The organism is Sodalis sp. RH24, from assembly GCF_047324145.1.
Classification (GTDB): Bacteria; Pseudomonadota; Gammaproteobacteria; order Enterobacterales; family Enterobacteriaceae; genus Acerihabitans.
Genome location: NZ_CP178729.1, coordinates 2982149 through 3005447, shown reverse-complemented (window position 1 = coordinate 3005447; position 23299 = coordinate 2982149). Strand labels below are relative to the sequence as shown.

Sequence of the window (23299 nt, the reverse complement as noted above, 5' to 3'; positions counted from 1 at the left end):
AACCAATCGGTTCTAAATAGCCACGACGCTGTCGCCTTCGATTTTCATCACCATCCTGTCAGCGCCATAGCGGCACTTAGCGATATTCCAGACACCAACTCCATAAGGGGACCCATTATGAGCACGATTAACGCAGCGGCTTCAGGACAATTTACGCTAGGCGATATTACCATCAACCGGTTGGGTTTTGGCGCCATGCGCATCACCGGCAACGGCATCTGGGGCGAGCCGGAAGATCGGCAGGCCGCGCTGGATACCCTGCGGCGCCTGCCGGAGCTGGGTGTTAACTTTATCGATACCGCCGACAGTTACGGCCCGGACGTCAGCGAAAACCTGATTCGGGAAGCGCTGTATCCCTATGACGGGTTGCTTATCGCCACCAAGGGCGGCTTAACGCGTCACGGCCCGAATATCTGGCAGCCGGTGGGGCGTCCTGAATATCTGCGTCAGGCGGTTTTGATGAGCCTGCGCAAACTCAAGGTGGAGCAAATCGGGTTATGGCAATTGCACCGGGTGGACGCCAAGGTTCCCGAGGATGAACAGTTCGACGCCATTGCCCAGATGCAAAAAGAAGGGTTGATCCGCCACGTCGGGCTGAGCGAAGTCAACGTGCAGCAAATCAAAAACGCCCAGCGCTTTTTCCCGGTGGTCTCGGTGCAAAATATGTTTAATCTGGTGTCGCGCGGCCACGAAGCCGTGCTGGATTATTGTACTGACAACAATATCGGCTTTATCCCCTGGTTCCCGCTGGCCTCGGGCGAGCTGGCCAATCCCGGATCGATACTTGACACCCTGGCGAAGGAAAAAGGCTTTACTCCCGGGCAGATCGCGCTGGCATGGATATTAAAACGCAGCCCGGTCATGTTGCCCATCCCCGGCACCAGTAAGGTAAAACATCTGGAGGAAAACCTGGCGGCGACCCAGGTGCGCCTGACCGACGAGGAGTTTCGCCTGCTTGATGAGCTGGGCCGTAAAGCGCAGCCCTCCCGGGTGCCGGGCAGCAACTGATCCTTCAGGCTGAGGGAAAACCGGCTATCGTCATGATCCTGCGCCCGTCGCGGCGCAGGTTCCTGTCCCGCGCGCGGATTGCACGCTAAGAAATAAGCGGTCCTTATGTGATGCCGGGTTGATGTTATTAATTACAGTGTTGACATGACGATGGAAAGGGGTAGATTGATTATTAACGCAGGCGAAGGCAGTTTTGAAATACTTAATTAAGCCTGTGTTCCAGAAGATGATGCGATAAAGGCAGCGAAGTGGTAAAAATAGTCGTGATTTAAGGTTTGAGTTTGCCAAACGGCGGACGTCACGATGGTAAATAAGGCCACGTAATAAAGCTTTATCATCGCACAATGGGGTCTTAAATGTTAGCGCGATACAGTAAAGCCTTGTAGTTGAAGTGAATATTCGTGATTGTGGGTTTGTAGCCAAATGATTGAGAATATCACGGAGAAAGTAAGGTCCTGTAACAAAAGTATATATCGCGATGGGTGATGTGCTGTGTTAGTCGGTTGGCGTCTGGACTGATTAACCAATATAAGTGTCGGGAAGCTTTTATTCAGTAATATACCGGAGGATAGTTCGTTATAAATACTTGATGTTCCCGTATGAAAATGTACATCGTTAATGTGGTTTGTGTTAAAAAATTGAAGTATTGAATGTTAAATTTTAAATTCGTAGCACCCTGAAAGCCCTGACCTCACCGTCAGGGCTTTTTTCATGGTTTGCCGCCGCGCTGGCGGAGTATTGTCATAATATCCCCAGCCATGATCTACAATTACCTCAGGTTATGACTCCACCGGAGATGTCCATTATGAAACCTTATATCGTATGCCACATGATGTCGGCAGTGGACGGGCGCAGCCTGACGGATGGCTGGAACCTTGACTACGCCTCGGACTTGTATGAATCCACCGCCGCCACCTTTAAGGCCGATGGCTGGATTTGCGGCCGCGTGACCATGCAGGAAATATCCCACGGCACCGATTATCCCAAGAGGCTGGCGAGCACGCCGCTGCCCCGTACCCATTATTTCGCCAGGCGCGATGCCGAACAGTACGCCATATCCATCGATCCGCGGGGTCTGGTGGCCTGGAAAAGCAATACCGCCCTTAACTCACATGTGATTGAAGTGGTGACAAAACAGGTCCCGGACGATTTTCTGGCCTACCTGCGCTCCATTGAGGTGTCCTATGTGTTTGGCGGCGAACTGGAAATTGATTTGGCGGCGGTGGTTACGCTGCTGGCGGCCGAACTGGGCGTGACCAGGCTGATTGTCGAAGGCGGAGCCCATGTCAGCGGCGCTTTTGTCAACGCGGGCCTGGTGGATGAGGTCAGCGTGCTAATCCTGCCGTTGGTAGACGGACGTCCCGGGCGTCCCTCGTCGTTTGAAATTGCCCGCGAGGCCTGGAAAACGCCGAACTACCTGAAGCTCGCATCGGTGGAAAAAACCGATCACGATGGCGTTTGGCTGCGCTATACCAAAATTTAGCCCGGCCGGTAAACGGCCCAATCCACCCATTTACCGGCGGCGCAAAGACGGCCCGGTGCTATTTAGGCAAAATATCTTTATAGATATGGCCGTCTTTCATGATGATCACGAAATTCTTCCCCGGATCCTCGATAAGCTTGATATTTTCCAGCGGGTCGCCGTCCACCAGCAGCAGATCCGCCAGCGATCCTTCCTCCACCGTGCCGAGCCGGCCGGGATAGGGATTGATAAAACCGGATAATCCCATGAGCTCGCCGTTGTCGCCGGTGGCCATTTTCAGCGTTTCCGCCGGGGTAAACCAGCGTACCAGCTTGGCCAGCTGCGCGCCCTGGCGGCTGGCCACCCGCTGGTCGAACAGCGCGTCGGTGCCGAAAGCCGTCTTGATATGGTATTTACCGGCAAGCCGGTAGGCGTTGCCGGTGCCGGCAAACACCTGCTGGGCTTTTTGCCGGGATAGCTCCGTTGGCAGCGGCGAGGCATCCTCATCGTCGAGCAGCGGCTGGATGCTCAGCCAGATACCTTTGTCCGCCAGTAATTTGGCGGTGTCCTCGTCCATCAACTGGCCATGCTCGATGTTTTTAACCCCGGCGTCCACCGCCTGGCGTATTGCCGCCGGGGTGTAGGCGTGCACCGTGACATAGGTGCCCCAGTTGGCCGCGGCCTCCACCGCCGCGCGAATTTCCGGCACGGTGTATTGTACCGATTCGAGGGGATTGTACTGCGAGGCCACGCCACCGCCGGCCATCAGCTTGATTTGGCTGGCGCCCTGCCTTAATTGTTCCCTGGCCCGCAGGCGGACTTCGTCGGGGCTGTCGGCGATGGCTGCAATGCCCGTGCGTTCAGAAAAGCTTAAGGGGCCGCCAGGCTGGCGGGGCAGCTCGAACATAAAGCGGAAGTCGCCATGGCCGGAGGTTTGCGAGATAAACGCGCCGGAGGGATAAATGCGCGGGCCTGTAATCAACCCTTCGTCGATGGCGCGCTTGAGGCCGAATACCGGACCGCCGAGGTCGCGCACCGTGGTAAAACCGCGCATCAAGGTGGCGCCGGCCTCGTGCGCCGCGCGCATCTGCAGATAGTCCGGACTGGCGGTCATCAGCATCATCTGCGGGGTTGCCGCCATAAACGCATGCCAGTGCGCGTCGATAAGCCCCGGCATCAGCACGCGCCCATTGCCGGCGATCACCTGGGCATGGTCGCCGTTGTCCACGGCGATGGGGTCGGCGGAGATGCGCGCAATGACGCCGTTCTTGACCAGAACGTTGGCCGGACCGGACAGGGCGGTGCTTTTACCGTCAAAGATGCGGACATCCTGGAATAAGGTCACCTCGTGATTGACCGGTGGCGGCGGGGCTTCTCCGGGAATGGCGAAATCGCCTTCATCCGCCAGGGCGACAGACGAAAATAAACAGAGTATTCCCACCAGGAGCAGCCAGGGATATTTAAAGGTTTTGCCGTAACCTGGTGAAACAGCGCCGGGCCAGATGGACTGACTGTTATTTATTAAGCTCATAGTTATCGATCCTTAAGGATATTCTTGCGGGAACACGCCGCCGGCGGGTTAATAAAAACGCCATTACTCAATAAACTATGTCACGTCGCTGTATTCTGGTCGTCAATCATTTGCCGTATTTGAGATCGGGTGCGCATTAAAAATGGCGGCTTATTTTCCGTTATTAGATAGGTGAATAAATAATATTATTAAGTATGAACTTTGAGGGCCGCAAAAGAGTGTGTTAATACTTAACGTTGTTTTTTATTCCACCGGCATAACCATGATTGCCGCTGAATAAAAGCCATGTCCGCCGCGCCGCGCCGGCTTTTTGCCACCCTGGATATATAAGGCGCCGGCATGCAATGACCTGGGATAGTCGTGGGTTAACCCGTTGATTATACTAGGCGGAGGATAAGGTTATACTGATGACATTAAATCATGAGATATTTTTATCTTATTTGGGATACCTTTCCGGCGGATTTAACAGGCCTGCTGATTTATTCGCCGGGCGGCGGCCAGGGCAAAAGTCGCGACCGGACAGATTTTTTTAACCATCGCCTTTCACTGCCGCGCTGGTTGCGGCCTGGCCGGACCGCGGGATAAACAGCCGGCGTAAACCATTCAGGTCTATTTGGCGCAAATTCTGAAGGACCTTCTTAATTTTTCGTCTGCTTCTGCGCATTTTATTATTATGAAGGGAATTATTGCATTTAGTGACCTTTCCCCGTGCCGTATTATTCCCCGCCGGCGGCGCCCCGGGCCGCGCATAGCGCAATTACCGCCCTCACATTAATAAGCGCGCCAGGCGCTGAAAGAATGTCCGGACAGCTATTGCCACCGGAGCGGGCGGGTGGGACAATCGGCGCCCGCCGGCCAGGACGGTAAGCGCGGGCACGTATGAGACAAAATTATTTTTGGAAACAATGATAAAAAATTTAATTAAAATAGGATTAATGTTTTCGGGCACATTTGTCCTCTCCGCCTGCGCCACCCTGTCAAGCATGCCCATTGATAATTCGGCCGTCGAGGGCCTGCGCCTTGCCGGCCATGGCGATTTGCGCGCCCAGGTGGACAGCCTGGCGCTGCCCATGATCGCCGCCGGGCAAACGCCCGGCCTGGTGGTCGGCGTGCTGCGGCCCGACGGCGCCATGGCCACCTTTGGTTATGGCGTTACCGATAAGCGCGGGGGATACCCCGTCCGGGGCGATACGCTCTTTGCCGTCGGATCGGTGAGCAAGGGATTCCTTGCCGAGGTGACGGTCATTCTGGTTAATAAGGGCCTCTTGCGCTGGGATGAGACGCTGGAGACGCTATTACCGTCGACCGTGCCGCTCAGCCCGGACGCGCGCAATATTACCCTGCTGCAATTAGTCACCCATACTTCCGGCCTGCCAAGGCAAATGTTTTCCCTAGAGATATTAACTTCTTTCGTTCATTATTTATTTACCGGCGAGAATTTCTACTCTTCGCTGGATAATGACCGGCTGATGGATGCGTTGGCCGGTTTTCATCGTCCCGCCCGCCTGGAACCGCGCTATTCCAACCTGGGCTATGCCTTGCTGGATTATATCCTGCAGCGCCGCGGCGGAAAAAAAGTCACAGAGCTGCTGGCGGAAAATATTACCGGGCCGCTAGGCCTGGAGCATACCGGCTACGACGCCTGCTCATTGCCAGGTTATGCGCGCCGGGCCATCGGCCACGCGGGCGATCAACCCAAGTTTATCCGCCGCGGGCAGGCGGTGCCCGACTGGCATTTTTCATCGTATATGGTGGGCGCCGCCGGGCTGTACACCAATGCCGACGACCTGCTGCTGTATGCGCGCGCGCATCTGCGCCCCACCGGTTATCCCGCCCTGGACGCGGCGCTGCGGGACTCCCTTAGCGTGCGCTATAGCCGTACGCGGGAAGCCGCGGCGCTGGGCTGGATCGTCGATGATCTCGGCGCGCAGAAAATTACCTACCAGGTCGGTTTTATCGGCGGCTATTCCAGCTATATCGGGCTGGACACGCGGCATAACATCGCGGTGGTGGTGCTGCAAAACAGCTTTAACTGGACCAATAATATCGGCCATCGGCTGCTGCAGCGCATGGGCGAGGCGGAGGATGAAAAGGCCCGCGCGTCGCAAACGCGGGCCACGCCCCCGGCCCATTGACGCCAAAAACGGCGCCATGGCCGGCGCTGGCGACTTTCGCCGGCTTGGCATATACCTAACAGTATCGTGCTTAAACCAGCATCGCGTCGGCGCAGCCGGGAAGGAGGAGCCTCCCGGCGGATATTAAGGGTCTTTTATGAATCATGAGCATAAATGGTGGCATCGTTCCGTAGTCTATCAAATTTATCCCCGCAGTTTTTATGACGCCGACGGCGACGGTATCGGCGATCTGGCGGGCATTATCCGCAAACTGGATTACCTGGCGCTGCTGGGCGTGGGCGTCCTGTGGTTATGCCCGGTATACGCGTCGCCCAACGATGACAACGGCTATGACATTGCCGATTATTACCGCATCATGGACGAGTTCGGCACCATGGACGATATGGATCTGCTGATCGCCGAAGCCGGCAGGCGCGGCATGAAGATCATGATGGACGTGGTGGCTAACCATACCAGCGACGAGCACCGCTGGTTTTGCGAGGCGCGTACATCGCCGGATAATCCTTATCATGATTATTATATCTGGACCAAGCAACCCAACGATCTCATGTCGGTATTTGGCGGCAGCGCCTGGCAATATGAACCACGGCTCGATGAATATTACCTGCATCTGTTCTCGCGCAAACAGCCGGACCTGAACTGGGCTAATCCCCAGGTGCGCCGGGAAATCGTCGATGTGCTGACCTTCTGGCTGGAAAAAGGCGTGGGCGGCTTTCGCTTCGATGTCATCGATTTGATCGGCAAAATCCCTGAACAGCGCATCATCGCCAACGGTCCCCGGTTGCATGACTACGTGCTGGAACTCAATGAAGACGGCTTCGGTCAGTATGACGATATCCTGACCGTCGGCGAAGCCTGGGGAGCCACCCCGGAGACCGGGGTGCGCTGGAGCGATCCCGAGAGCCGGCAACTGAGCATGATCTTCCAGTTTGGCCACCTGACGCTGGATCAGGCCCGGGTCGGTGGCGAAAAATGGGATATCATCCCCTATGACCTGCGCGAGCTGAAAACCGTGTTAAGCCGCTGGCAGACCGAACTGTACGGCCGCGGCTGGAACAGCCTGTTCTGGAACAACCATGACCTGCCGCGGGCGGTGTCGCGGTTTGGCGATGACGGCCGGTATCGGGTTGAAAGCGCCAAAATGCTGGCCACGGTGTTGCACGGCATGGCGGGCACGCCCTATATCTACCAGGGCGAGGAGATCGGCATGACCAACGTGCGTTTTGCCGCTATCGCCGATTACCGCGATATCGAAACCCTGAACATGTACCGCGACCGCCTGGCGGCCGGGTACCGGCCCCATGGCGTCATGGCGGCGATCTACGCCAAGAGCCGCGATAACGCCCGCACCCCCATGCAATGGGATACCAGCGAGCATGCCGGTTTCAGCGCTGGCACGCCGTGGATAAAGGTAAACCCCAACTATTGGGACATCAACGCCTTGTCGGCGGTGGAAGATAAGGACTCGGTATTCCATTATTACCGGCGGCTGGTGGCGCTGCGCAAGACGGCGGACTGGCTGGTCTACGGCAGTTATGAACTGCTGTTGCCCGACCACGGCCAGCTGTTTGCCTATTGCCGGCGGTATGAACGCGAGGAATATCTGGTGTTCGGCAATTTCAGCGGCCTTACGCTTACCGTCGACCCGGCGGAACTGCGCCTTGGCGCGCGATCGGTCCCGCTGCTCAATAACTATCCCGACCCGACCCCGTGGGAAAACGGCGTTATCCGCCCGTGGGAAACGGCCATTATCAAGCTGTAGCGCCCGCGTCCGCGTCGATATCCGCCTTGTTCCTGACAAACACCGGAATGGTGTCGATAGGTGTCGCCACCTCGATCCAGGCGCCGCCGGGGTGGGTCCGGCCGGTGAAAAAATCCCGCCAGCGCATACCCTGGGGCAGCGGCGGCAGATAGACGCGCCGGGATGCCATCCCCGCCTCCAGCACCGGCGCCACCAGGATATCCGGCCCGAACAGATACTGATCCTCGATTGACCAGCAGGGCTCATCCTGCGGAAAATCGTAAAACAGCGGGCGCATCACCGGCGTGCCTTTGTCATGGGCCGCCACCATCTGGCGCTGGATATAGGGCCGCAGACGCTCGCGGATATGCAGCCAGCGCGACAGAATGCGGTAATTCCGTTCGCCGAAGCTCCACAGCTCGTTTGCCGAGCCGCTGTTGCACTGTTCGACGCCGTCGCGGAACTTTTCCGGCGGATCGATTTGCGGCTCGCGACAGCCGTGCAGGCGCATGACCGGGCAGAACACGCCCCACTGGAACCAGCGCACCAGCAGTTCCAGAAAGCCGGGGTCGCGGATGTCCCCGCCCTGGAAACCGCCGATATCCGTCGTCCACCAGGGGATGCCCGCCAGCCCCATATTCAACCCGGCGACCACCTGGATACGCAGTGAAGTGAATGAGGAATGCACGTCTCCCGACCAGGCGAGCGCGTCGAAGCGCTGGCTGCCGGCCCAGGCGCAGCGCACCAGGTTGACGATGCCGGTTTGCCCCTCCCGGCGCTGTCCGTCATACAGGCATTGGGTGAAGTTCTGCGGATAGACATTGCCGACTTCAAGCGCAGTGCCCATGGCATAACGATAATTATCGAAGTGGTAGGTGCGGTATTCCGGCTCCGCCATATCCAGCCAGAACAGGCGAATGCCGATATCGTAATAGTTTTTTTTGATTTTTTTCCAGACATACGCGCGCGCCTTGGGGTTGGTGGGATCAAAAAACGTGGTGCTGCCGCGCGAGTCGAGATTGATGGGCACCCCGCGGTCGGTGCGCACCAGCAGTCCCTTGGTTTCCATATCGGCAAAACTGTCGGCCCGGCTGTCGACGGTCGGCCAGATGGAGACCATGAGCTCAATGCCCATGGCGCGCAGCTCGTCCACCATGCCCTTGGGGTCCGGCCAGTCGCGTTGATCAAAACACCAGGTGCCCTGGATGGGCCAATGGAAGGAGTCGATCACCAGCACCGATAGCGGCAGCCCGCGCCGCCGGTACTCCCGCGCCACCGCCAGTACTTCCTCCTGGGTACGGTAGCGCAGCTTCGATTGCCAAAAGCCGGTGGCGAATTCCGGCATCACCGAGACCGTGCCGGTGGCCCGGGCATAGTTTTCCTCGATGGCGGCCGGGCTGTCGCCGGCGGTAATCCAGTAATCCAGCCGGTCGGTGACCCGCGCGCGCCAGACCGTCTGGTTGGCGGCGAAATGGACTTCGCCCACCGCCGGATTGTTCCATAAAAAACCGTAGCCGAGGCTTGAAAGCATAAAGGGCACGCTGGACTGCGAATTGCGCTGGGCCAGCTCCAGCAGGCAGCCTTTGAGATCCAGCATGCCCTGCTGATATTGCCCCATGCCGTAGATTTTCTCGCCGCGCCGCGCTTCAAAAAACTGCGTCAGCTGATATTTGCCGCCGGGAATGGGATTGAACTCCCGCGCCTCGATTTCCAGCGGGCTGATATATTTGTCCTTATCGGTCTCGCCCGGTTCTATGCCGTCGGTGGTGCGCTGGCGCCACTGTTCGGCCAGCAGCAGCTCGCCGCGCTGGTTGTAGAACGCCAGCCGGCCGCGCTTATCGATTTCCGCCCTGATCTTGCCGTTAACCAGGGTCACCCGCCCATCGGTATGCGTGATGACCGGCCTGGATTTTTTTTTCACCGGCAGCAGCGCCCAATCCTGCTGCATATCCAGTTTGGCATAGTAGCTGACCCTGACCCGCAGGCTGTCTTCGCCCCAGGCCTCCATGATTAACTGCTGGCCGCTGGCGCGCCAGTACACCTTATTATTTCTGATGGCAAAGTTAGACATGCGCTACCCCGGTGACATCCATCCCCTGTTTACTATAGCAACCGCGACGGTAAATGCATGGGCGCGGCCGGGACCGGCACCCCTTTGCGCCCCGGGCGGGCGCGGGCGCCGATCCCGGCGTTCGATTTTTCCGAAACTGTCCGGCATGCGCGCTATTTACTGGCTATAGGGTCACCCGCTCTATATAACTATTAGATAAGGTTGCTTATTATTTGGATAACGGGGCGGGCGCTGATGCTGACACTGCGGCAGTTACGTCATTTTATTGCGGTGGCCGAGGCCGGCTCCATTTCCGGCGCCGCCCAGGCCACCTTCGTCGCCCAGTCCTCGCTGACGCTGGCGGTGCAGCAGCTGGAGGAGGAACTGGAGGCGCCGCTGTTCGAACGGCACGCCAAAGGCATGACGCTCACCCATCAGGGCCACCAGTTCCTGCGCCAGGCCAACCTGATCCTGGCGACGGTGGATAATGCCAAATTCAGCGTCAAGCAGGGCATGGCGCGCCTGAGCGGCAACCTGACCCTGGGGGTGACCAGCCTGGTGTCCGGGTATTTTTTAGTGGATATGCTGACCCGGTTCCGCGCCTGTTATCCCGAGGTGACGGTGCAGATTATTGAAGATGAACGCCGTTATATTGAGCATCTGCTGGTCAACGGCGAGATCGATATCGGCGTGCTGATCTTAAGCAACCTGGAGGACCGCCACGCCCTGCAGACCGAAGTGTTGGTCCATTCCCCGTACCGGTTATGGCTGCCGCCGCTGCATCCGCTGCTGGAGCAGGAAGCCATTTCCCTGGGCGATGTGGCGCCCTATCCGCTGGTGCAGCTCAACGCCGATGAAATGGAAAGGCACGCCAGGCAAATCTGGGCCAGGGCCGGGCTGCATCCCTGCATCGCCATGCGCACCGCGTCCACCGAGGCGGTGCGCAGCATGGTGGCCGCCGGGCTTGGGGTCTCGATCCAGCCGGACATGGCCTACCGTCCCTGGTCGCTGGAAGGCAGCATGATTGAGGCCCGCCAGTTGTCGGATCTGAATGAACATCTCAATATCGGCCTGGCCTGGCGGCGGGGCAACAGCCGGCCGGAGCTGGTGACGCCGTTCCTGGCGCTGGCGCGCGAAAAGACGTCGGCGCGCAAGGTTTCGCTTTAATCGAACGGGGCGTTCGTTATTTAGAATTTGTCGCTGGCAGGCCTGCGGGATAGTCTCAATGTGTAAGCAATTGTACCTACGTTGTTAACACCCGCGCCAATCCCCGAGGGCAACGCCGTGACCGACCTTTCCCTGTTAAGCGAGACCCGTTGGCTCAACTTCATCGACGGCGCAACCGTCGCCGGCGAAGGTGCCGCGCAGCCGATTATCAATCCCGCCACCGGCGCGGTCATCCTTGCGCTTAACGAAGCCGGCGAGGAGCAGGTGATCGGCGCGGTTAACGCCGCGCATCGCGCCTTTGCGCACTGGTCCGCCACCACCCCGGCCTTTCGCGCCGGCATCCTGCTGGAGATCGCGGCCGTCATCGACCGCCACGCCGGTTTGCTGTCCGGGCTGGAAGCGCTGAACTGCGGCAAGCCCCTGCACCAGGCGCGGCAGGACGATATCGTCGCCGCCGCCGACGTGTTCCGCTTTTTTGCCGGGGCCGTGCGCTGCCAGCAAGGACAACTGGGCGGGGAGTATATCGCCGGCCATACCTCGATGCTGCGCCGCGACCCGCTCGGCGTGGTGGCCTCCATTGCGCCCTGGAACTACCCGCTGATGATGGCCGCCTGGAAAATAGCCCCGGCGCTGGCGGCGGGCAATACGTTGGTGTTCAAGCCCTCCGAACATACCCCGCTATCGATCCTGGCGCTGATGTCCCGGCTGGACGGCCTGCTTCCCCCCGGCGTGGTTAATGTTATCTCCGGCCGCGGCGAGACCACCGGCGCGGCGCTGGTCAATCATCCCCTGGTGCGCATGATTTCCGTGACCGGCGATACCGTCACCGGTCAGAAGATCCTCCAGGCGGCGGTCGGCGGCATCAAGCGTACCCATCTTGAGCTGGGAGGCAACGCGCCGGTCATCGTCTGCGACGACGCGGATCTGCAGGCGGTGGTGGAGGGGATCCGCCGCTATGGCTATTACAACGCCGGCCAGGACTGCACCGCCGCCTGCCGCATCTACGCCCAGGCCGGCATCTACTCCCGGCTGGTGGACGCGCTGGGAGAGGCGGTGGCCGGCCTGCGTTATGCCCGGCCCGATGATGCAGACAACGAGCTTGGTCCGTTGATTTCTTCGCGTCAGCGCGACCGGGTGGCCAGTTTTATCGAACGCGCGCTGGAACAGCCGCATATCTCCCTGGTCACCGGCGGCCAGGCCCACGCCGGCCCCGGCTTTTATTACCCGCCCACGCTGCTGGCCGGCTGCCTGCAGCACGATGAGGTCATCAAAAAAGAGGTGTTCGGCCCGGTGGTCAGCGTCACCCGCTTCGAGGATATCGCCCAGGCGCTGGCCTGGGCCAACGACTCGGAGTACGGCCTGGCGTCCTCGGTCTGGACCCGTGATGTCGACCTGGCGTTTTTCCTGGCCTCGAAGCTGCAATACGGCTGTACCTGGATCAATACCCATTTCACCCTGGTCAGCGAGATGCCCCACGGCGGCCTGAAAGGCTCGGGCTACGGCAAGGATCTTTCCGGCGAGGCATTGCAGGAGTACAGCGTGGTGCGCCATATCATGGCCAAATTCGATACCCGTTTTCCCACCCGCCCCCCGACCCCGAGACAGGAGACAGGCAATGAATAAAATAATGCGGTCAAGCGCCTTATGTATCAGCGTGTTATGTATCAGCGCCCTGGCCCGGGCCGCCGATCTTCCCACCCGGCTGGGCGAAAACGAAGGGCGGGTGGATATCATCGCCTGGCCCGGTTATATCGAGCGCGGCCAGACCGACAAGCAGTATGACTGGGTGACGGCGTTTGAAAAGGAAACCGGCTGCCAGGTCAACGTCAAGACCGCCGCCACCTCCGACGAGATGGTCAGCCTGATGGCCAAGGGCGGCTACGATCTGGTCACCGCCTCCGGGGACGCCTCGCTGCGCCTGATCCTCGGCAAACGCGTCCAGCCGATCAATACCGCCCTGATCCCCAACTGGAGCAAGATCGATCCGCGCCTGATGGGCGGCGTCTGGTATAACGTCGACGGCAAAACCTATGGCGCCCCTTATCAATGGGGACCCAATCTGCTGATGTACAATACCCGGGTATTCACCACGCCGCCGGACAGCTGGTCGGTGGTGTTCGAGCCGCAAAACCTGCCGGACGGCAAAAGCAATAAGGGCCGGGTGCAGGCCTACGACGGTCCGATCTATATCGCCGACGCGGCGCTGTACCTGAAAAGTACCCAGCCGCAGCTCGGCATCAAGGACCCCTACCAGCTCAATGAAACCCAGTACCAGGCGGTGCTGGCGCTGCTCAAACAGCAGCATCCCCTGATTCACCGCTACTGGCACGACACCTCGGTGCAAATGAGCGATTTTAAAAACGAAGGGGTGGTGGCGTCCGGCGCCTGGCCTTATCAGGCCAATGCCCTGGCGGGCGAGGGGCAGCCGATCGCCACGGTGATCCCGAAAGAAGGGGTTACCGGCTGGGCGGATACCACCATGCTGCACAGCGATGCCGCCCATCCCAACTGCGCCTACCGCTGGATGAACTGGTCGCTGGAGCCGAAAGTGCAGGGGGATGTCGCCGCCTGGTTCGGGTCGGTGCCGGCGGTGCCGGAAGGCTGCAAGGCCAGTACCCTGCTGGGGAGCAAAGGGTGTGAAACCAACGGCTTCAGCCAGTTCGACAAAATCGCCTTCTGGAAAACGCCGATGGCGAAGTGCGACAGCGGCAACGGCGGCCAGTGCGTATCCTACAGCCGCTGGACCCAGGATTATATCGCCATGATGGGCGGCCGTTAGGGCGCCGGTAATTTGCCCGCGGCGCCTGCGCCGGGGCGCCAGCAGGAGGGGCCATGATGAACAGTGCGGTGAGCCTGGATAACGTAACGCGCCGTTTTAACGGCGTTGCCGCCGTGGACGGGGTATCGCTGGATATTCCCGACGGGGAATTTTTCGCGCTGCTGGGGCCGTCGGGTTCCGGCAAAAGCACCTGCCTGCGCCTGATTGCCGGCTTTGAGCAGCCGGACGGCGGCGTTATCCGGCTGCACGGCGTCGACACCGCCAACCTGCCGCCCTATCAGCGCGACGTCAATACCGTGTTCCAGGATTATGCCCTGTTTCCCCATATGTCGCTGCTCGACAACGTGGCCTATGGCCTGATGGTCAAAGGGGTGGGGCGCGCCGAGCGCATGGCCCGGGCCCGGGCCGCGCTGGCGCGGGTGGCGCTGGGCGATGTGCACGATCGCAAGCCGGCCCACCTTTCCGGCGGCCAGCGCCAGCGGGTGGCGCTGGCGCGCGCGCTGGTCAACGAACCGCGCATCCTGCTGCTGGACGAACCGCTGGGGGCGCTGGATCTCAAGCTGCGCGAACAGATGCAGGGCGAGCTGAAAACCCTGCAGCGCGAGCTGGGAATCACTTTTATTTTTGTCACCCACGATCAGGGCGAGGCGCTTTCCATGTCCGACCGGGTGGCGGTATTTAACCAGGGACGCATTGAACAGGTGGATACGCCGCGCCGGCTTTATCTTCAGCCCAGAAGCCGGTTCGTCGCCAATTTTGTCGGCAGCGCCAATGTGATTGGCGGCGAGCTGGCCCGGGAACTGACCGGCGAAAACGGCCTGTTCGCCGTGCGGCCGGAGTTTGCCCGCATCAGCGTAGCGGGCGCGCCCGCGCCGGCCGGCGAGCTGTCGGTTAGCGGCGTTGTGAGCAATATCCTGTTCCAGGGGGCGATGACCCGCTATGAGCTGGTGTTGGCGGAGGGAACCCATTTTTCCGTCAGCGAGACCCATCCGGTACGTTCATCCGGCCAGGAAGGGATTGCCCTCGGCCAGCGGCTGACCGCGTCCTGGTCCCGGGCGGCCATGACCGTCCTCGAGGAGTAAGGAGTATGGCTATGAGCCTGGCCGATCGGCCGCAAACCGCCCGGCGCCCGGGCCGCGCGATAGCGACATTCCTCTACCGCAGGCCGGCGGTGCTGCTGGCGTTACTGCTGCTGCCGCCGCTGATGTGGTTTGTCATCATTTACCTGGGCGCCTTGCTCAGCCTGCTGTGGCAGGGCGCCTATACCTTTGACGATTTCACCATGACCGTGCTGCCGGAGCTGACCACGGCCAATATCCTCGCGCTGTTCAGTCCGGCCAACTACGACATTATCCTGCGCACCCTGGCGATGGCGGTGGCGGTCACGCTGGCCAGCGCGCTGCTGGCGTTTCCCATCGCCTGGTATATGGCGCGTTATACCAGCGGCCGCTGGAAGGCGTTTTTTTATATTGCGGTGATGATGCCGATGTGGGCCAGCTATATCGTTAAGGCCTATGCCTGGACGCTGCTGCTGGCCCATGACGGCGTGTTGCAGTGGTTTTTACAGCATCTCGGCCTGCAGCCGGCGCTGCAGGCGGTGCTTACCGTGCCGGGCATCGGCGGCAGCACCCTGTCCACCTCCCATTTGGGCCGCTTTATGGTGTTTGTGTATATCTGGCTGCCGTTTATGATCTTGCCGATCCAGGCGGCGCTTGAGCGCCTGCCGCCGTCGCTGCTGATGGCCTCCGCCGATCTTGGCGCCCGTCCGGACCAGACGTTGCGCTATGTGGTGCTGCCGCTGGCGGTGCCGGGCATTGCCGCCGGCTCCATTTTTACCTTTTCGCTAACCCTGGGCGATTTTATCGTGCCGCAGCTGGTGGGGCCGCCGGGTTATTTTATCGGCAGCATGGTTTACGCCCAGCAGGGCGCCATCGGCAATATGCCCATGGCGGCGGCGTTTACGCTGGTGCCGATGGTGTTGATCGGTTTGTATCTTACCCTGGCCAAACGTCTGGGGGCCTTCGATGCGCTCTGATCGCGCGCCGCTGGCGCTGAGGCTTGCCGCCTGGGGCGGTATCCTGTTCCTGCATTTTCCCCTGGGGATCATTGCCCTGTACGCCTTTAACACCGAGGACGCGGCGTTCAGTTTTCCGCCGCGGGGATTTACCCTGCACTGGTTTGAACTGGCCGCCGGGCGCCCGGATATTTTGTCCGCCCTGTGGCTGTCCCTGCAGGTGGCCTGCCTGGCGACCCTGATTGCCCTGCTGCTGGGCACCCTGGCGGCGGCGGCTTTGTACCGGCGGGATTTTTTGGGCAAACAGGCCATCGCCATGATGATGGTGCTGCCCATCGCCCTGCCGGGCATTATCACCGGCATCGCCCTGCTGTCCGCTTTCAAGGCGCTGGATATCAGCCCCGGCCTGATGACCATCGTTATCGGCCATGCCACTTTCTGCGTGGTGATTGTTTTCAATAACGTTATCGCCCGGCTGCGCCGCACCTCTTTTAGCCTGATCGAGGCGTCGATGGACCTGGGCGCCGACGGCTGGCAGACCTTCCGCTATGTGGTGATGCCGGGGCTGTCCTCGGCGCTGCTGGCAGGCGGCATGCTGGCGTTCGCGCTGTCGTTTGACGAAATCATCGTCACCACCTTCACCGCCGGCCATGAGCGCACGCTGCCGCTGTGGCTGATGAACCAGTTGGGCCGTCCGCGCGATGTGCCCATCACCAATGTCGTTTCCCTGCTGGTCACCCTGGTGACCATGCTGCCGATACTCCTGGCCTATTACCTGACACGCGGCGGCGAGGGCGTGGCGGGCAGCGGCAAATAACCCAAGGACTCTCCTATGCATGACACATTATTGATAGACGGCAGGTCGGTGACGGGCGCGGGCAAACCGACGCCGGTGATAAACCCCGCCACCGGCGAAACGATTATCACCATTAACGAGGCCAGCCTGGAGCAGGTGGACGCGGCGGTGCTGGCGGCGGACGCGGCGTTTGAAACCTGGGGGCAAACCACGCCGAAAACCCGCGCCACGCTGTTGCTGCAATTGGCCGACGCCATCGAGCGCCACGGCGAGGCGCTGGCGCGCCTGGAATCCCTGAACTGCGGCAAGCCGTACCACTGCGTTATCAACGATGAAATCCCGGCGGTGGCGGACGTATTCCGTTTCTTTGCCGGCGCGAGCCGCTGCCTGGGCGGCAGCGCCGCCGGGGAATACCTGGAAGGGCATACCTCCATGATCAGGCGCGATCCCATCGGCGTCATCGCCTCCATCGCGCCCTGGAACTATCCGCTGATGATGGCGGCGTGGAAACTGGCGCCGGCGCTGGCCGCCGGCAATTGCGTGGTGTTCAAGCCCGCCGAGCAGACGCCGCTGACCGCGCTGTTCCTGGCGCAGCTGATGGCGCCGATCTTGCCGGCGGGGGTGGTCAACGTGCTGTTCGGCACCGGCGCGGAAATGGGCGACGCCCTGACCGGCCATGAGCGGGTGCGCATGGTATCGCTGACCGGTTCGATTGCCACCGGCGCGCATATCCTGTCCCATACCGCCGGGGGGATCAAAAAGACCCATATGGAGCTGGGCGGTAAGGCGCCGGTGATTGTGTTTGACGATGCCGACATCGACGAGGTGGTGGACGGTGTGCGCACCTTCGGATTTTATAATGCCGGCCAGGACTGCACCGCCGCCTGCCGGCTGTATGTGCAGCGTGGCGTTTACGATGCGCTGGTGGACGCCTTGGGCAAAAGCGTCGCCACCCTTAAAACCGGCGATCCGGCCGATGCCGGCACTGAACTGGGGCCGTTGATTACCGCTGAGCACCTGCGGCGGGTCAGCGGGTTTGTCGAGCGCGCCAGGGCGTTGGCGCATATCCGGGTGATTACCGGCGGCGCGCCGATCGACGGACCGGGTTTCTATTTTGCCCCCACGGTGCTGGCCGATGCGCGCCAGGAGGATGAAATTGTCCAGCGCGAAGTGTTCGGGCCGGTGGTGACCGTCACGGTCTTTGACGACGAAGCGCAGGCGATACGCTGGGCCAACGCCTCCCCCTACGGCCTGGCCTCGTCGGTATGGACGCGGGATATCGGCCGCGCCCATCGGGTTAGCGCCCGTTTGCAGTACGGCTGCACCTGGGTCAACACCCATTTTATGCTGGTCAGCGAAATGCCCCACGGCGGCCAGAAGCTGTCCGGCTTCGGCAAGGATCTGTCGATGTACGGGCTGGAAGATTATACCGCGGTGCGGCATGTCATGATTCGCCATTAGCCGCGGCTTATCACTCCGGTCGGCGGCGGGAATAGGGTTTTTCGCCGCCGCGCCGGGGCCGCGAAAAAATTGCCATAAAAAGCGCTGCCATCGACATAAAAAGATTGCCGTTCCGCTCCGCGTCTGTTATAAAATTCTGCGTTCAAATATTATTGGCTAAATATCACTGGTCAATTGCACCTATTTAATGCAGGCGCGATCTATTATGGTGCATGGTTATTTTCGCAATAAATCCCCCTTATATTTCCTTTGGCAGTAATCAGCATTTCCGGCCGCGGTTCTTCTCTCTCCCTATGTGAATAACTTTTTTTATTGGTCTTATTTATATTTTGTTCTAAACCTAAGCATGTAGTTACAGTTGGCCCGGACGCTGCATCTGTCAGATCGATATCATATGATATCTCCTTCCAAGGAGCTTATTTTGTCTCGTTCAACCCCCATGCTTACCCCGTTAGAATGTACTCAGCAGGCGCTTTCGTGGATTGAGAAAAAAACGCTGACGCATGATGAGATGGTTAACCTGAATAAGGAAGTGATAAACAATTTTAAAGAGTATGTGAATCCTGGTTTTCTCGATTACCGTAAATCCGTGACGGTAGGCGGGGATTACGGAGCCGTAGAATGGCGGGCCGGCGGTCTTAATACGCTGGTCGACACCCAGGGCAGGGAATATATCGATTGCCTGGGTGGTTTCGGCATATTTAACGTGGGGCACCGTAATCCAAAAGTTCTTTCCGCCGTCGAAAACCAACTGGCGAAACAACCGCTGCATAGCCAGGAACTGCTTGATCCGCTGCGCTCCATGCTCGCCAGGACCCTGGCGGCGGTCACCCCCGGCACGCTGAAATACAGTTTTTTCAGCAACAGCGGCACCGAGGCCGTCGAGGGCGCGCTGAAGCTGGCCAAGGCGTATCAAACCCCGCGCGGCAAAACCACCTTTATCGCCGCCACCGGCGCCTTTCACGGCAAAACCCTCGGCGCGCTGTCCGCCACCGCCAAATCCACCTTTCGCCGTCCTTTTATGCCGATGCTGCAGGGTTTCGATCATGTGCCGTTCGGCGATATCGGGGCGATGCGCGATCATGTCTATCGCTGCCGGTCCACCGGCGCGGACGTGGCGGCGGTTATCCTGGAGCCTATCCAGGGGGAGGGCGGGGTCATTATTCCGCCGGAGGGATACCTGACGGCGGTGCGGGCGCTGTGCGACGAGGTGGGCGCGCTGCTGATCCTCGACGAAGTGCAGACCGGCATGGGCCGCACCGGCCGGATGTTTGCCTGCGAGCACGAAGGCGTGCAGCCGGATATCCTGTGCCTGGCCAAGGCGCTGGGCGGTGGCGTAATGCCGATCGGCGCCACCGTCGCCACCGAAGAGGTATTCTCGGTGCTGTTCGAGAACCCGTTTTTGCATACCACCACTTTTGGCGGCAATCCGCTGGCCTGCGCGGCGGCCCTGGCGACCATTAACGTGCTGCTGAGTGAGGATTTGCCGGCGCAGGCGGCGCTTAAGGGCCAGATTTTGCTTAGCGGTTTCGCCCGGCTGGCGTCGGCGTATCCAGAGTTTATGGTGGAGGCGCGCGGGCGCGGGCTGTTGCAGGCATTGGAATTCAGACGCAACGATATCGGTTATGCCTTTGCCCAGGGTATGTTCCGTCATCAAATCCTGGTGGCGGGTACGCTGAACAATTCCAAAACCATCCGCATCGAGCCGCCCCTGACCATTACCCCCGAGTATTGCCAGCAGGTGCTCGCGGTAGCGGAACGGGTACTGGACCAGATGCGCGGCAAGGAACCGGCCCATTACAAAACGCCGGCGACGACGGTGGCGCAGCCGCAAACGCAGGCACACATACCGTTCCCCTTGGCCGCCTCGACCGGCCTGACCGCATAAGACGGACCCGCCGTTGGCGCTTGCGGGAGGGGTTGCCGTGTCGGCGCGGGTTTTGCCTAGGCGGCATAAAGCTTACTCCTAGGCGCCCCCCCACCGGTTCGGCATAAATCCCGCGGTAAGCGTCGTGATGCTCAGCCGACCGGCATCACCTGGCGGCCCAGCTGTTCATTGACCACCTGCGCCATGGCCAGATAAATGGCGCTGGCGCCGCAGAACAGGCCTTCATAGCCGGCAATGACGATGATCTGATGATTGCCGGTAATATTGCCGGCGGCCAGCAGGGCGAACAGCACGGTCAGGCTGCCGAACACGATTTGCAGGCCACGGCTGGATTTAAGGGTGCCCAAAAACATAAACAGGGTAAAAATGCCCCACAGCGCCAGGTAAACGCCTAAAAATACCGCGTCGCTCGGCTCGGCCAGGCCCATGCGCGGCAGCATCAGAATCCCCACCAGGCTCAGCCAGAACGCGCCGTACGAGGTAAACGCCGTGGTGCCGAAGGTATTGCCGTGCTTATATTCCATAATACCGGCGATGATTTGGGCAATGCCGCCGTAAAAAATCCCCATACTGATAATGATCGAGGTTAAAGGGAAAAAACCGGCGTTATGCAAGTTTAGCAAGACGGTGGTCATCCCAAAACCCATTAATCCCAGCGGGCCGGGGTTCGCCAACTTAAAGGTATGCATATATCCTCAGCAGAAAAAAGCAAAATGAAGTGGACTGACTGTCCTGTTGCGTCCCGCGACGGCGAAGATGGCTCTGCGGCCGAAGGAGGGCTGCGGCATCATAATGACCTTGCACGGCTGAAACAATGATTTAGATTAGTGCCGGGTGATTTTTGCCGGTTTTTGCCGGCCGGAAAAAAAAGGTGCGCCTGGGCGCACCAATATTCTGCCAAATATCAGCAGTATCGGGATAACCTTACCCCTTGCCTTTTACACTACTGATAAATGTTTGCCGCGCCGATGACGATCCCAGCCGCTCCGCTTCGTTGAGCAGCTTCAGCGCCTTATCGATATTACCGTCGCGCACCGCTTGTTTAATGGCTTGATTAAAATAGCTCTCGGTATCGTTAAGCATCGGCGCGGCCGGTCCCGCTGCCGCTGCCGCGGCCTGGGGCGCCGGCGCCGGCGGCGCGGTATTGCCGACCACGACCGGCTGCGTCTCGGGGCCGGAGAAGATCTGGCCGATGGTGATATTGCCGCTCTTCTGTTCCGCCTCCACTTTTAACCTGATGGTGCCGGTGTCGCTATGGCGGCCGATGGGATCGGGAATATCGGGCACCGCATTACCGACGCCCTCGGCGTAGGCCTTGGCCGGATTGGTCATGGTGGTGGTGGTCAGCAGGTCCTGGCGGGTGGTATAGATCAGCAGGTAGATTTGTTTCTGTCCCAGGGCGGGGGTGAGCTTAAGCGTGCCTTCCAGCCGGTCCATCGACATGCCGCCCGGTTTTTCATAGGGGAAATAGCTGCTGGGGAAAAACGCCGCCGGACGCAGTTGTTCATCCAGCACCAGCACGTTGGGGGCATAGATCGACTGGCCTTTAGCCAGGCTGCTGAGGGTGATGGCCAGCGATCCGCGGTTGGCCGGCAGCGTAATGGCGGCCACCGGCCCGGTGATATCGCCCATCTGGATGCGGGGCGAGGCGGCGTCGAGAATGATTTCCTGCCTGGCCGGGGGCATCAGCGTCTGCCAGGGCAATTGCCGCAAGGTGGACTGCGGTATCACCGGCGCCACCGACATATCTTGGGGGTTGGTCAGGGTATCCGCCAGCGTGGTGGCCGGCAGGGTGGCGCTCAGTGCGGCCATCAGGCACAGGGAAAGTATTTTTATTTTCATTATTATCGCCTTTTCAGCGTGACGAGCGACGGGCCGTCGCCGGGCAAGTAGCGCCGGCCCGCCAGGTACTATCCCACGCGTCCTACCCCCGGGGGCGGGACGCGCCGGAGATTATTTCCACCAGGCTTCCATCTGCACGCCGAAGGAGACTTCATCATCCTTACCGCGGCTGAAGGTGGTCGAGCTGTTATCGCTATACGCGATGCCGTTGGTAAAACCGGCGTCGTTATTGCCATAACCCCATTTTTCATTCCATTTGGCGTAGGTGGCGAACAGGCGGATCGCCGGACGGGAGAAGATGCTGTCCCCGGCCTGCCACTGCTGCGCCAGCGTCACTTTATACTGATCGTTGCGATCGCTGGTGCGCTGGGATTTGACATTGTCGTAGCCGACTTCCAACAGGGTGCTCATGATCGGGGTCCATTTGTACATCGGGCGTATGCCGACGGTGTACCAGGTGGTGCCGTTATTGTTATCGCGGTCGATATCCTGGTACATGCCGACGTACATCATTGCCCACTTGTCGTTGAAGTCCAGGCCGCCGTGATCCAGCACGCGGATCATATGGCCGTCGTTATCGACGTAGGAGCCGTGCGGGCGCCCGGTATTATCGGTGGTCATGGCGTCGGTGGCGTATTGCAGCACAAACTTGTTAAAGCCGTTGCCGATGGTCTGGGTATGCTCCATCGTGGCCATGGTGCCGTCTTTGGTGGCCCCGTCCGCCAGATTGAAATTGTCCTGCACGTTGGCGCGGCCGTAGTCCACGCCGAATTCCAGCTTGCCGCCGGGGTTGGTTTCCAGTTCGGCGATACGCACGTCGTAGATGTCGTTAATGGTCGGCACCTGGTTGAGCTGGTTATCGATATAACCATAAGAGCCGCCGGACTCGCTGTTGCGCGTTACCGCCAGGGACAGCTTGCCTACGCCCAGATCGATATTTTCCAAACCGGCGCCGGGACCGGAAATGTCCCAGTAGTAGAAGTCGATCATATGGACGTCGTGACGCTGATAGAAACGTTTCCCGGCCCACATATTGGCGCCCGGCAAGGCGTCGATCAGATTCTTGCCCACCACGTTGACTTCGCGGAAGCTGGGTTCCAGCGGTTCGTCATCGTTACGCTGGGAAACGGAGTACCCCACGTTGGTATCGAAGTAGAAGCTCTTGTTGCCTTCGCGCCACAGCTCCTGCCCGAGTTTTAATTCGGCGTAGGTTTCGCATTCGTTGCCGAGACGGTATTTACTGGAGGCGCCGGTGGCCTTGAAGCATTGCTGCTCGCCGCCGCTCCCGGTCCAGCCGATGCCGGAACGGGCATAACCGCCAAAATCCACCGCCATCGCCTGGGCGGAAGCTGCGCCGGCGATGATTGCCACTGACAAAGGTAAAATGCGTAGGTTAGTCATTATTTTCTCCTGATTATTATTGCC

At 59.8% G+C, this 23299-nt stretch carries 17 protein-coding genes; 12 read left to right on the top strand and 5 right to left on the bottom strand.

What is annotated here, in order from left to right:
• Nucleotides 1–117: 117 nt before the first annotated feature.
• Together ACL2XG_RS13670 and ACL2XG_RS13665 are read left to right on the top strand one after the other, a co-directional pair.
• Nucleotides 118–1008, top strand: coding sequence for an aldo/keto reductase (locus ACL2XG_RS13670; protein ID WP_410012429.1), 891 nt, complete (start codon nt 118–120; stop codon nt 1006–1008).
• Nucleotides 1009–1813: 805 nt separating this feature from the next.
• The gene (locus ACL2XG_RS13665; protein WP_410012428.1) at nt 1814–2491 is read left to right on the top strand and encodes a RibD family protein; all 678 of its coding nucleotides are present in this window, start codon (nt 1814–1816) and stop codon (nt 2489–2491) included.
• 58 nt (nt 2492–2549) lie between these two features.
• On the opposite strand, the gene ACL2XG_RS13660 is transcribed toward ACL2XG_RS13665, so the two are convergent.
• Complete coding sequence (locus ACL2XG_RS13660; protein ID WP_413721965.1) at nt 2550–4001, bottom strand: amidohydrolase family protein; 1452 nt, start codon at nt 3999–4001, stop codon at nt 2550–2552.
• Nucleotides 4002–4936: 935 nt separating this feature from the next.
• On the opposite strand from ACL2XG_RS13660, the gene ACL2XG_RS13655 reads away from it, so the two are divergent.
• Both ACL2XG_RS13655 and ACL2XG_RS13650 read left to right on the top strand, forming a co-directional pair.
• Nucleotides 4937–6136: a serine hydrolase domain-containing protein gene (locus tag ACL2XG_RS13655; RefSeq protein WP_410012426.1), complete on the top strand. Its 1200-nt coding sequence runs from the start codon at nt 4937–4939 to the stop codon at nt 6134–6136.
• Nucleotides 6137–6272: 136 nt separating this feature from the next.
• The gene (locus tag ACL2XG_RS13650; protein ID WP_413721966.1) at nt 6273–7898 is read left to right on the top strand and encodes an alpha,alpha-phosphotrehalase; all 1626 of its coding nucleotides are present in this window, start codon (nt 6273–6275) and stop codon (nt 7896–7898) included.
• Here the strand turns inward: ACL2XG_RS13650 and ACL2XG_RS13645 are convergent.
• Nucleotides 7888–9948, bottom strand: a complete 2061-nt coding sequence (locus tag ACL2XG_RS13645; protein WP_410012424.1) for a TIM-barrel domain-containing protein — start codon at nt 9946–9948, stop codon at nt 7888–7890. The genes ACL2XG_RS13650 and ACL2XG_RS13645 overlap by 11 nt on opposite strands.
• Before the next feature lie 234 nt (nt 9949–10182).
• Here ACL2XG_RS13645 and ACL2XG_RS13640 point away from each other — a divergent pair, with 234 nt between their 5' ends.
• From ACL2XG_RS13640 to ygjG, 8 genes are all read left to right on the top strand, one after another.
• Nucleotides 10183–11094, top strand: a complete 912-nt coding sequence (locus tag ACL2XG_RS13640; RefSeq protein WP_410012423.1) for a LysR substrate-binding domain-containing protein — start codon at nt 10183–10185, stop codon at nt 11092–11094.
• 117 nt (nt 11095–11211) lie between these two features.
• Nucleotides 11212–12717 carry a gamma-aminobutyraldehyde dehydrogenase gene (locus ACL2XG_RS13635; protein ID WP_410012422.1) on the top strand — a complete coding sequence of 502 codons (1506 nt, stop codon included), beginning with the start codon at nt 11212–11214 and terminating at the stop codon, nt 12715–12717.
• A 4-nt stretch (nt 12718–12721) separates the two neighbouring features.
• Nucleotides 12722–13873, top strand: a complete 1152-nt coding sequence (ydcS, locus tag ACL2XG_RS13630; RefSeq protein WP_413723532.1) for a putative ABC transporter substrate-binding protein YdcS — start codon at nt 12722–12724, stop codon at nt 13871–13873.
• A gap of 56 nt (nt 13874–13929) precedes the next feature.
• A complete protein-coding gene (locus ACL2XG_RS13625) occupies nt 13930–14955 on the top strand; it encodes an ABC transporter ATP-binding protein (RefSeq protein ID WP_410016651.1) in 1026 nt (341 codons plus the stop codon).
• Nucleotides 14956–14960: 5 nt separating this feature from the next.
• Nucleotides 14961–15908, top strand: a complete 948-nt coding sequence (locus tag ACL2XG_RS13620; RefSeq protein WP_410012421.1) for an ABC transporter permease — start codon at nt 14961–14963, stop codon at nt 15906–15908.
• Nucleotides 15898–16704, top strand: a complete 807-nt coding sequence (locus tag ACL2XG_RS13615) for an ABC transporter permease (RefSeq protein ID WP_410012420.1) — start codon at nt 15898–15900, stop codon at nt 16702–16704. The genes ACL2XG_RS13620 and ACL2XG_RS13615 overlap by 11 nt, the downstream gene beginning before the upstream one ends.
• A 15-nt stretch (nt 16705–16719) precedes the next feature.
• Complete coding sequence (gene patD, locus ACL2XG_RS13610) at nt 16720–18144, top strand: aminobutyraldehyde dehydrogenase (RefSeq protein ID WP_410012419.1); 1425 nt, start codon at nt 16720–16722, stop codon at nt 18142–18144.
• Nucleotides 18145–18583: 439 nt separating this feature from the next.
• Nucleotides 18584–20032: a putrescine aminotransferase gene (gene ygjG, locus ACL2XG_RS13605; RefSeq protein ID WP_410016650.1), complete on the top strand. Its 1449-nt coding sequence runs from the start codon at nt 18584–18586 to the stop codon at nt 20030–20032.
• Nucleotides 20033–20163: 131 nt separating this feature from the next.
• On the opposite strand, the gene satP is transcribed toward ygjG, so the two are convergent.
• The 3 genes from satP to ACL2XG_RS13590 form a co-directional block, all read right to left on the bottom strand.
• The gene (satP, locus tag ACL2XG_RS13600; RefSeq protein ID WP_410012418.1) at nt 20164–20721 is read right to left on the bottom strand and encodes an acetate uptake transporter; all 558 of its coding nucleotides are present in this window, start codon (nt 20719–20721) and stop codon (nt 20164–20166) included.
• Between the two features lie 235 nt (nt 20722–20956).
• Complete coding sequence (gene malM, locus ACL2XG_RS13595; protein WP_413721967.1) at nt 20957–21874, bottom strand: maltose operon protein MalM; 918 nt, start codon at nt 21872–21874, stop codon at nt 20957–20959.
• Between the two features lie 111 nt (nt 21875–21985).
• Nucleotides 21986–23275 (bottom strand): maltoporin, encoded by a 1290-nt coding sequence (locus ACL2XG_RS13590; protein WP_410012416.1) that lies wholly within the window; start codon nt 23273–23275, stop codon nt 21986–21988.
• Nucleotides 23276–23299 lie beyond the last annotated feature (24 nt).

Excerpts from the sequence above, each read along its gene's own strand:
- ACL2XG_RS13645 (WP_410012424.1), bottom strand. The coding sequence starts at position 9,948 with ATGTCTAACTTTGCCATCAGAAATAATAAGGTGTACTGGCGCGCCAGC.
- ACL2XG_RS13625 (WP_410016651.1), top strand. The coding sequence starts at position 13,930 with ATGAACAGTGCGGTGAGCCTGGATAACGTAACGCGCCGTTTTAACGGC.
- ACL2XG_RS13660 (WP_413721965.1), bottom strand. The coding sequence starts at position 4,001 with ATGAGCTTAATAAATAACAGTCAGTCCATCTGGCCCGGCGCTGTTTCA.
- patD (WP_410012419.1), top strand. The coding sequence starts at position 16,720 with ATGCATGACACATTATTGATAGACGGCAGGTCGGTGACGGGCGCGGGC.
- ACL2XG_RS13670 (WP_410012429.1), top strand. The coding sequence starts at position 118 with ATGAGCACGATTAACGCAGCGGCTTCAGGACAATTTACGCTAGGCGAT.
- ACL2XG_RS13590 (WP_410012416.1), bottom strand. The coding sequence starts at position 23,275 with ATGACTAACCTACGCATTTTACCTTTGTCAGTGGCAATCATCGCCGGC.
- ACL2XG_RS13615 (WP_410012420.1), top strand. The coding sequence starts at position 15,898 with ATGCGCTCTGATCGCGCGCCGCTGGCGCTGAGGCTTGCCGCCTGGGGC.
- ydcS (WP_413723532.1), top strand. The coding sequence starts at position 12,722 with ATGCGGTCAAGCGCCTTATGTATCAGCGTGTTATGTATCAGCGCCCTG.
- ACL2XG_RS13655 (WP_410012426.1), top strand. The coding sequence starts at position 4,937 with ATGTTTTCGGGCACATTTGTCCTCTCCGCCTGCGCCACCCTGTCAAGC.
- ACL2XG_RS13620 (WP_410012421.1), top strand. The coding sequence starts at position 14,961 with ATGGCTATGAGCCTGGCCGATCGGCCGCAAACCGCCCGGCGCCCGGGC.
- malM (WP_413721967.1), bottom strand. The coding sequence starts at position 21,874 with ATGAAAATAAAAATACTTTCCCTGTGCCTGATGGCCGCACTGAGCGCC.
- ygjG (WP_410016650.1), top strand. The coding sequence starts at position 18,584 with ATGCTTACCCCGTTAGAATGTACTCAGCAGGCGCTTTCGTGGATTGAG.
- ACL2XG_RS13650 (WP_413721966.1), top strand. The coding sequence starts at position 6,273 with ATGAATCATGAGCATAAATGGTGGCATCGTTCCGTAGTCTATCAAATT.
- ACL2XG_RS13640 (WP_410012423.1), top strand. The coding sequence starts at position 10,183 with ATGCTGACACTGCGGCAGTTACGTCATTTTATTGCGGTGGCCGAGGCC.
- satP (WP_410012418.1), bottom strand. The coding sequence starts at position 20,721 with ATGCATACCTTTAAGTTGGCGAACCCCGGCCCGCTGGGATTAATGGGT.
- ACL2XG_RS13665 (WP_410012428.1), top strand. The coding sequence starts at position 1,814 with ATGAAACCTTATATCGTATGCCACATGATGTCGGCAGTGGACGGGCGC.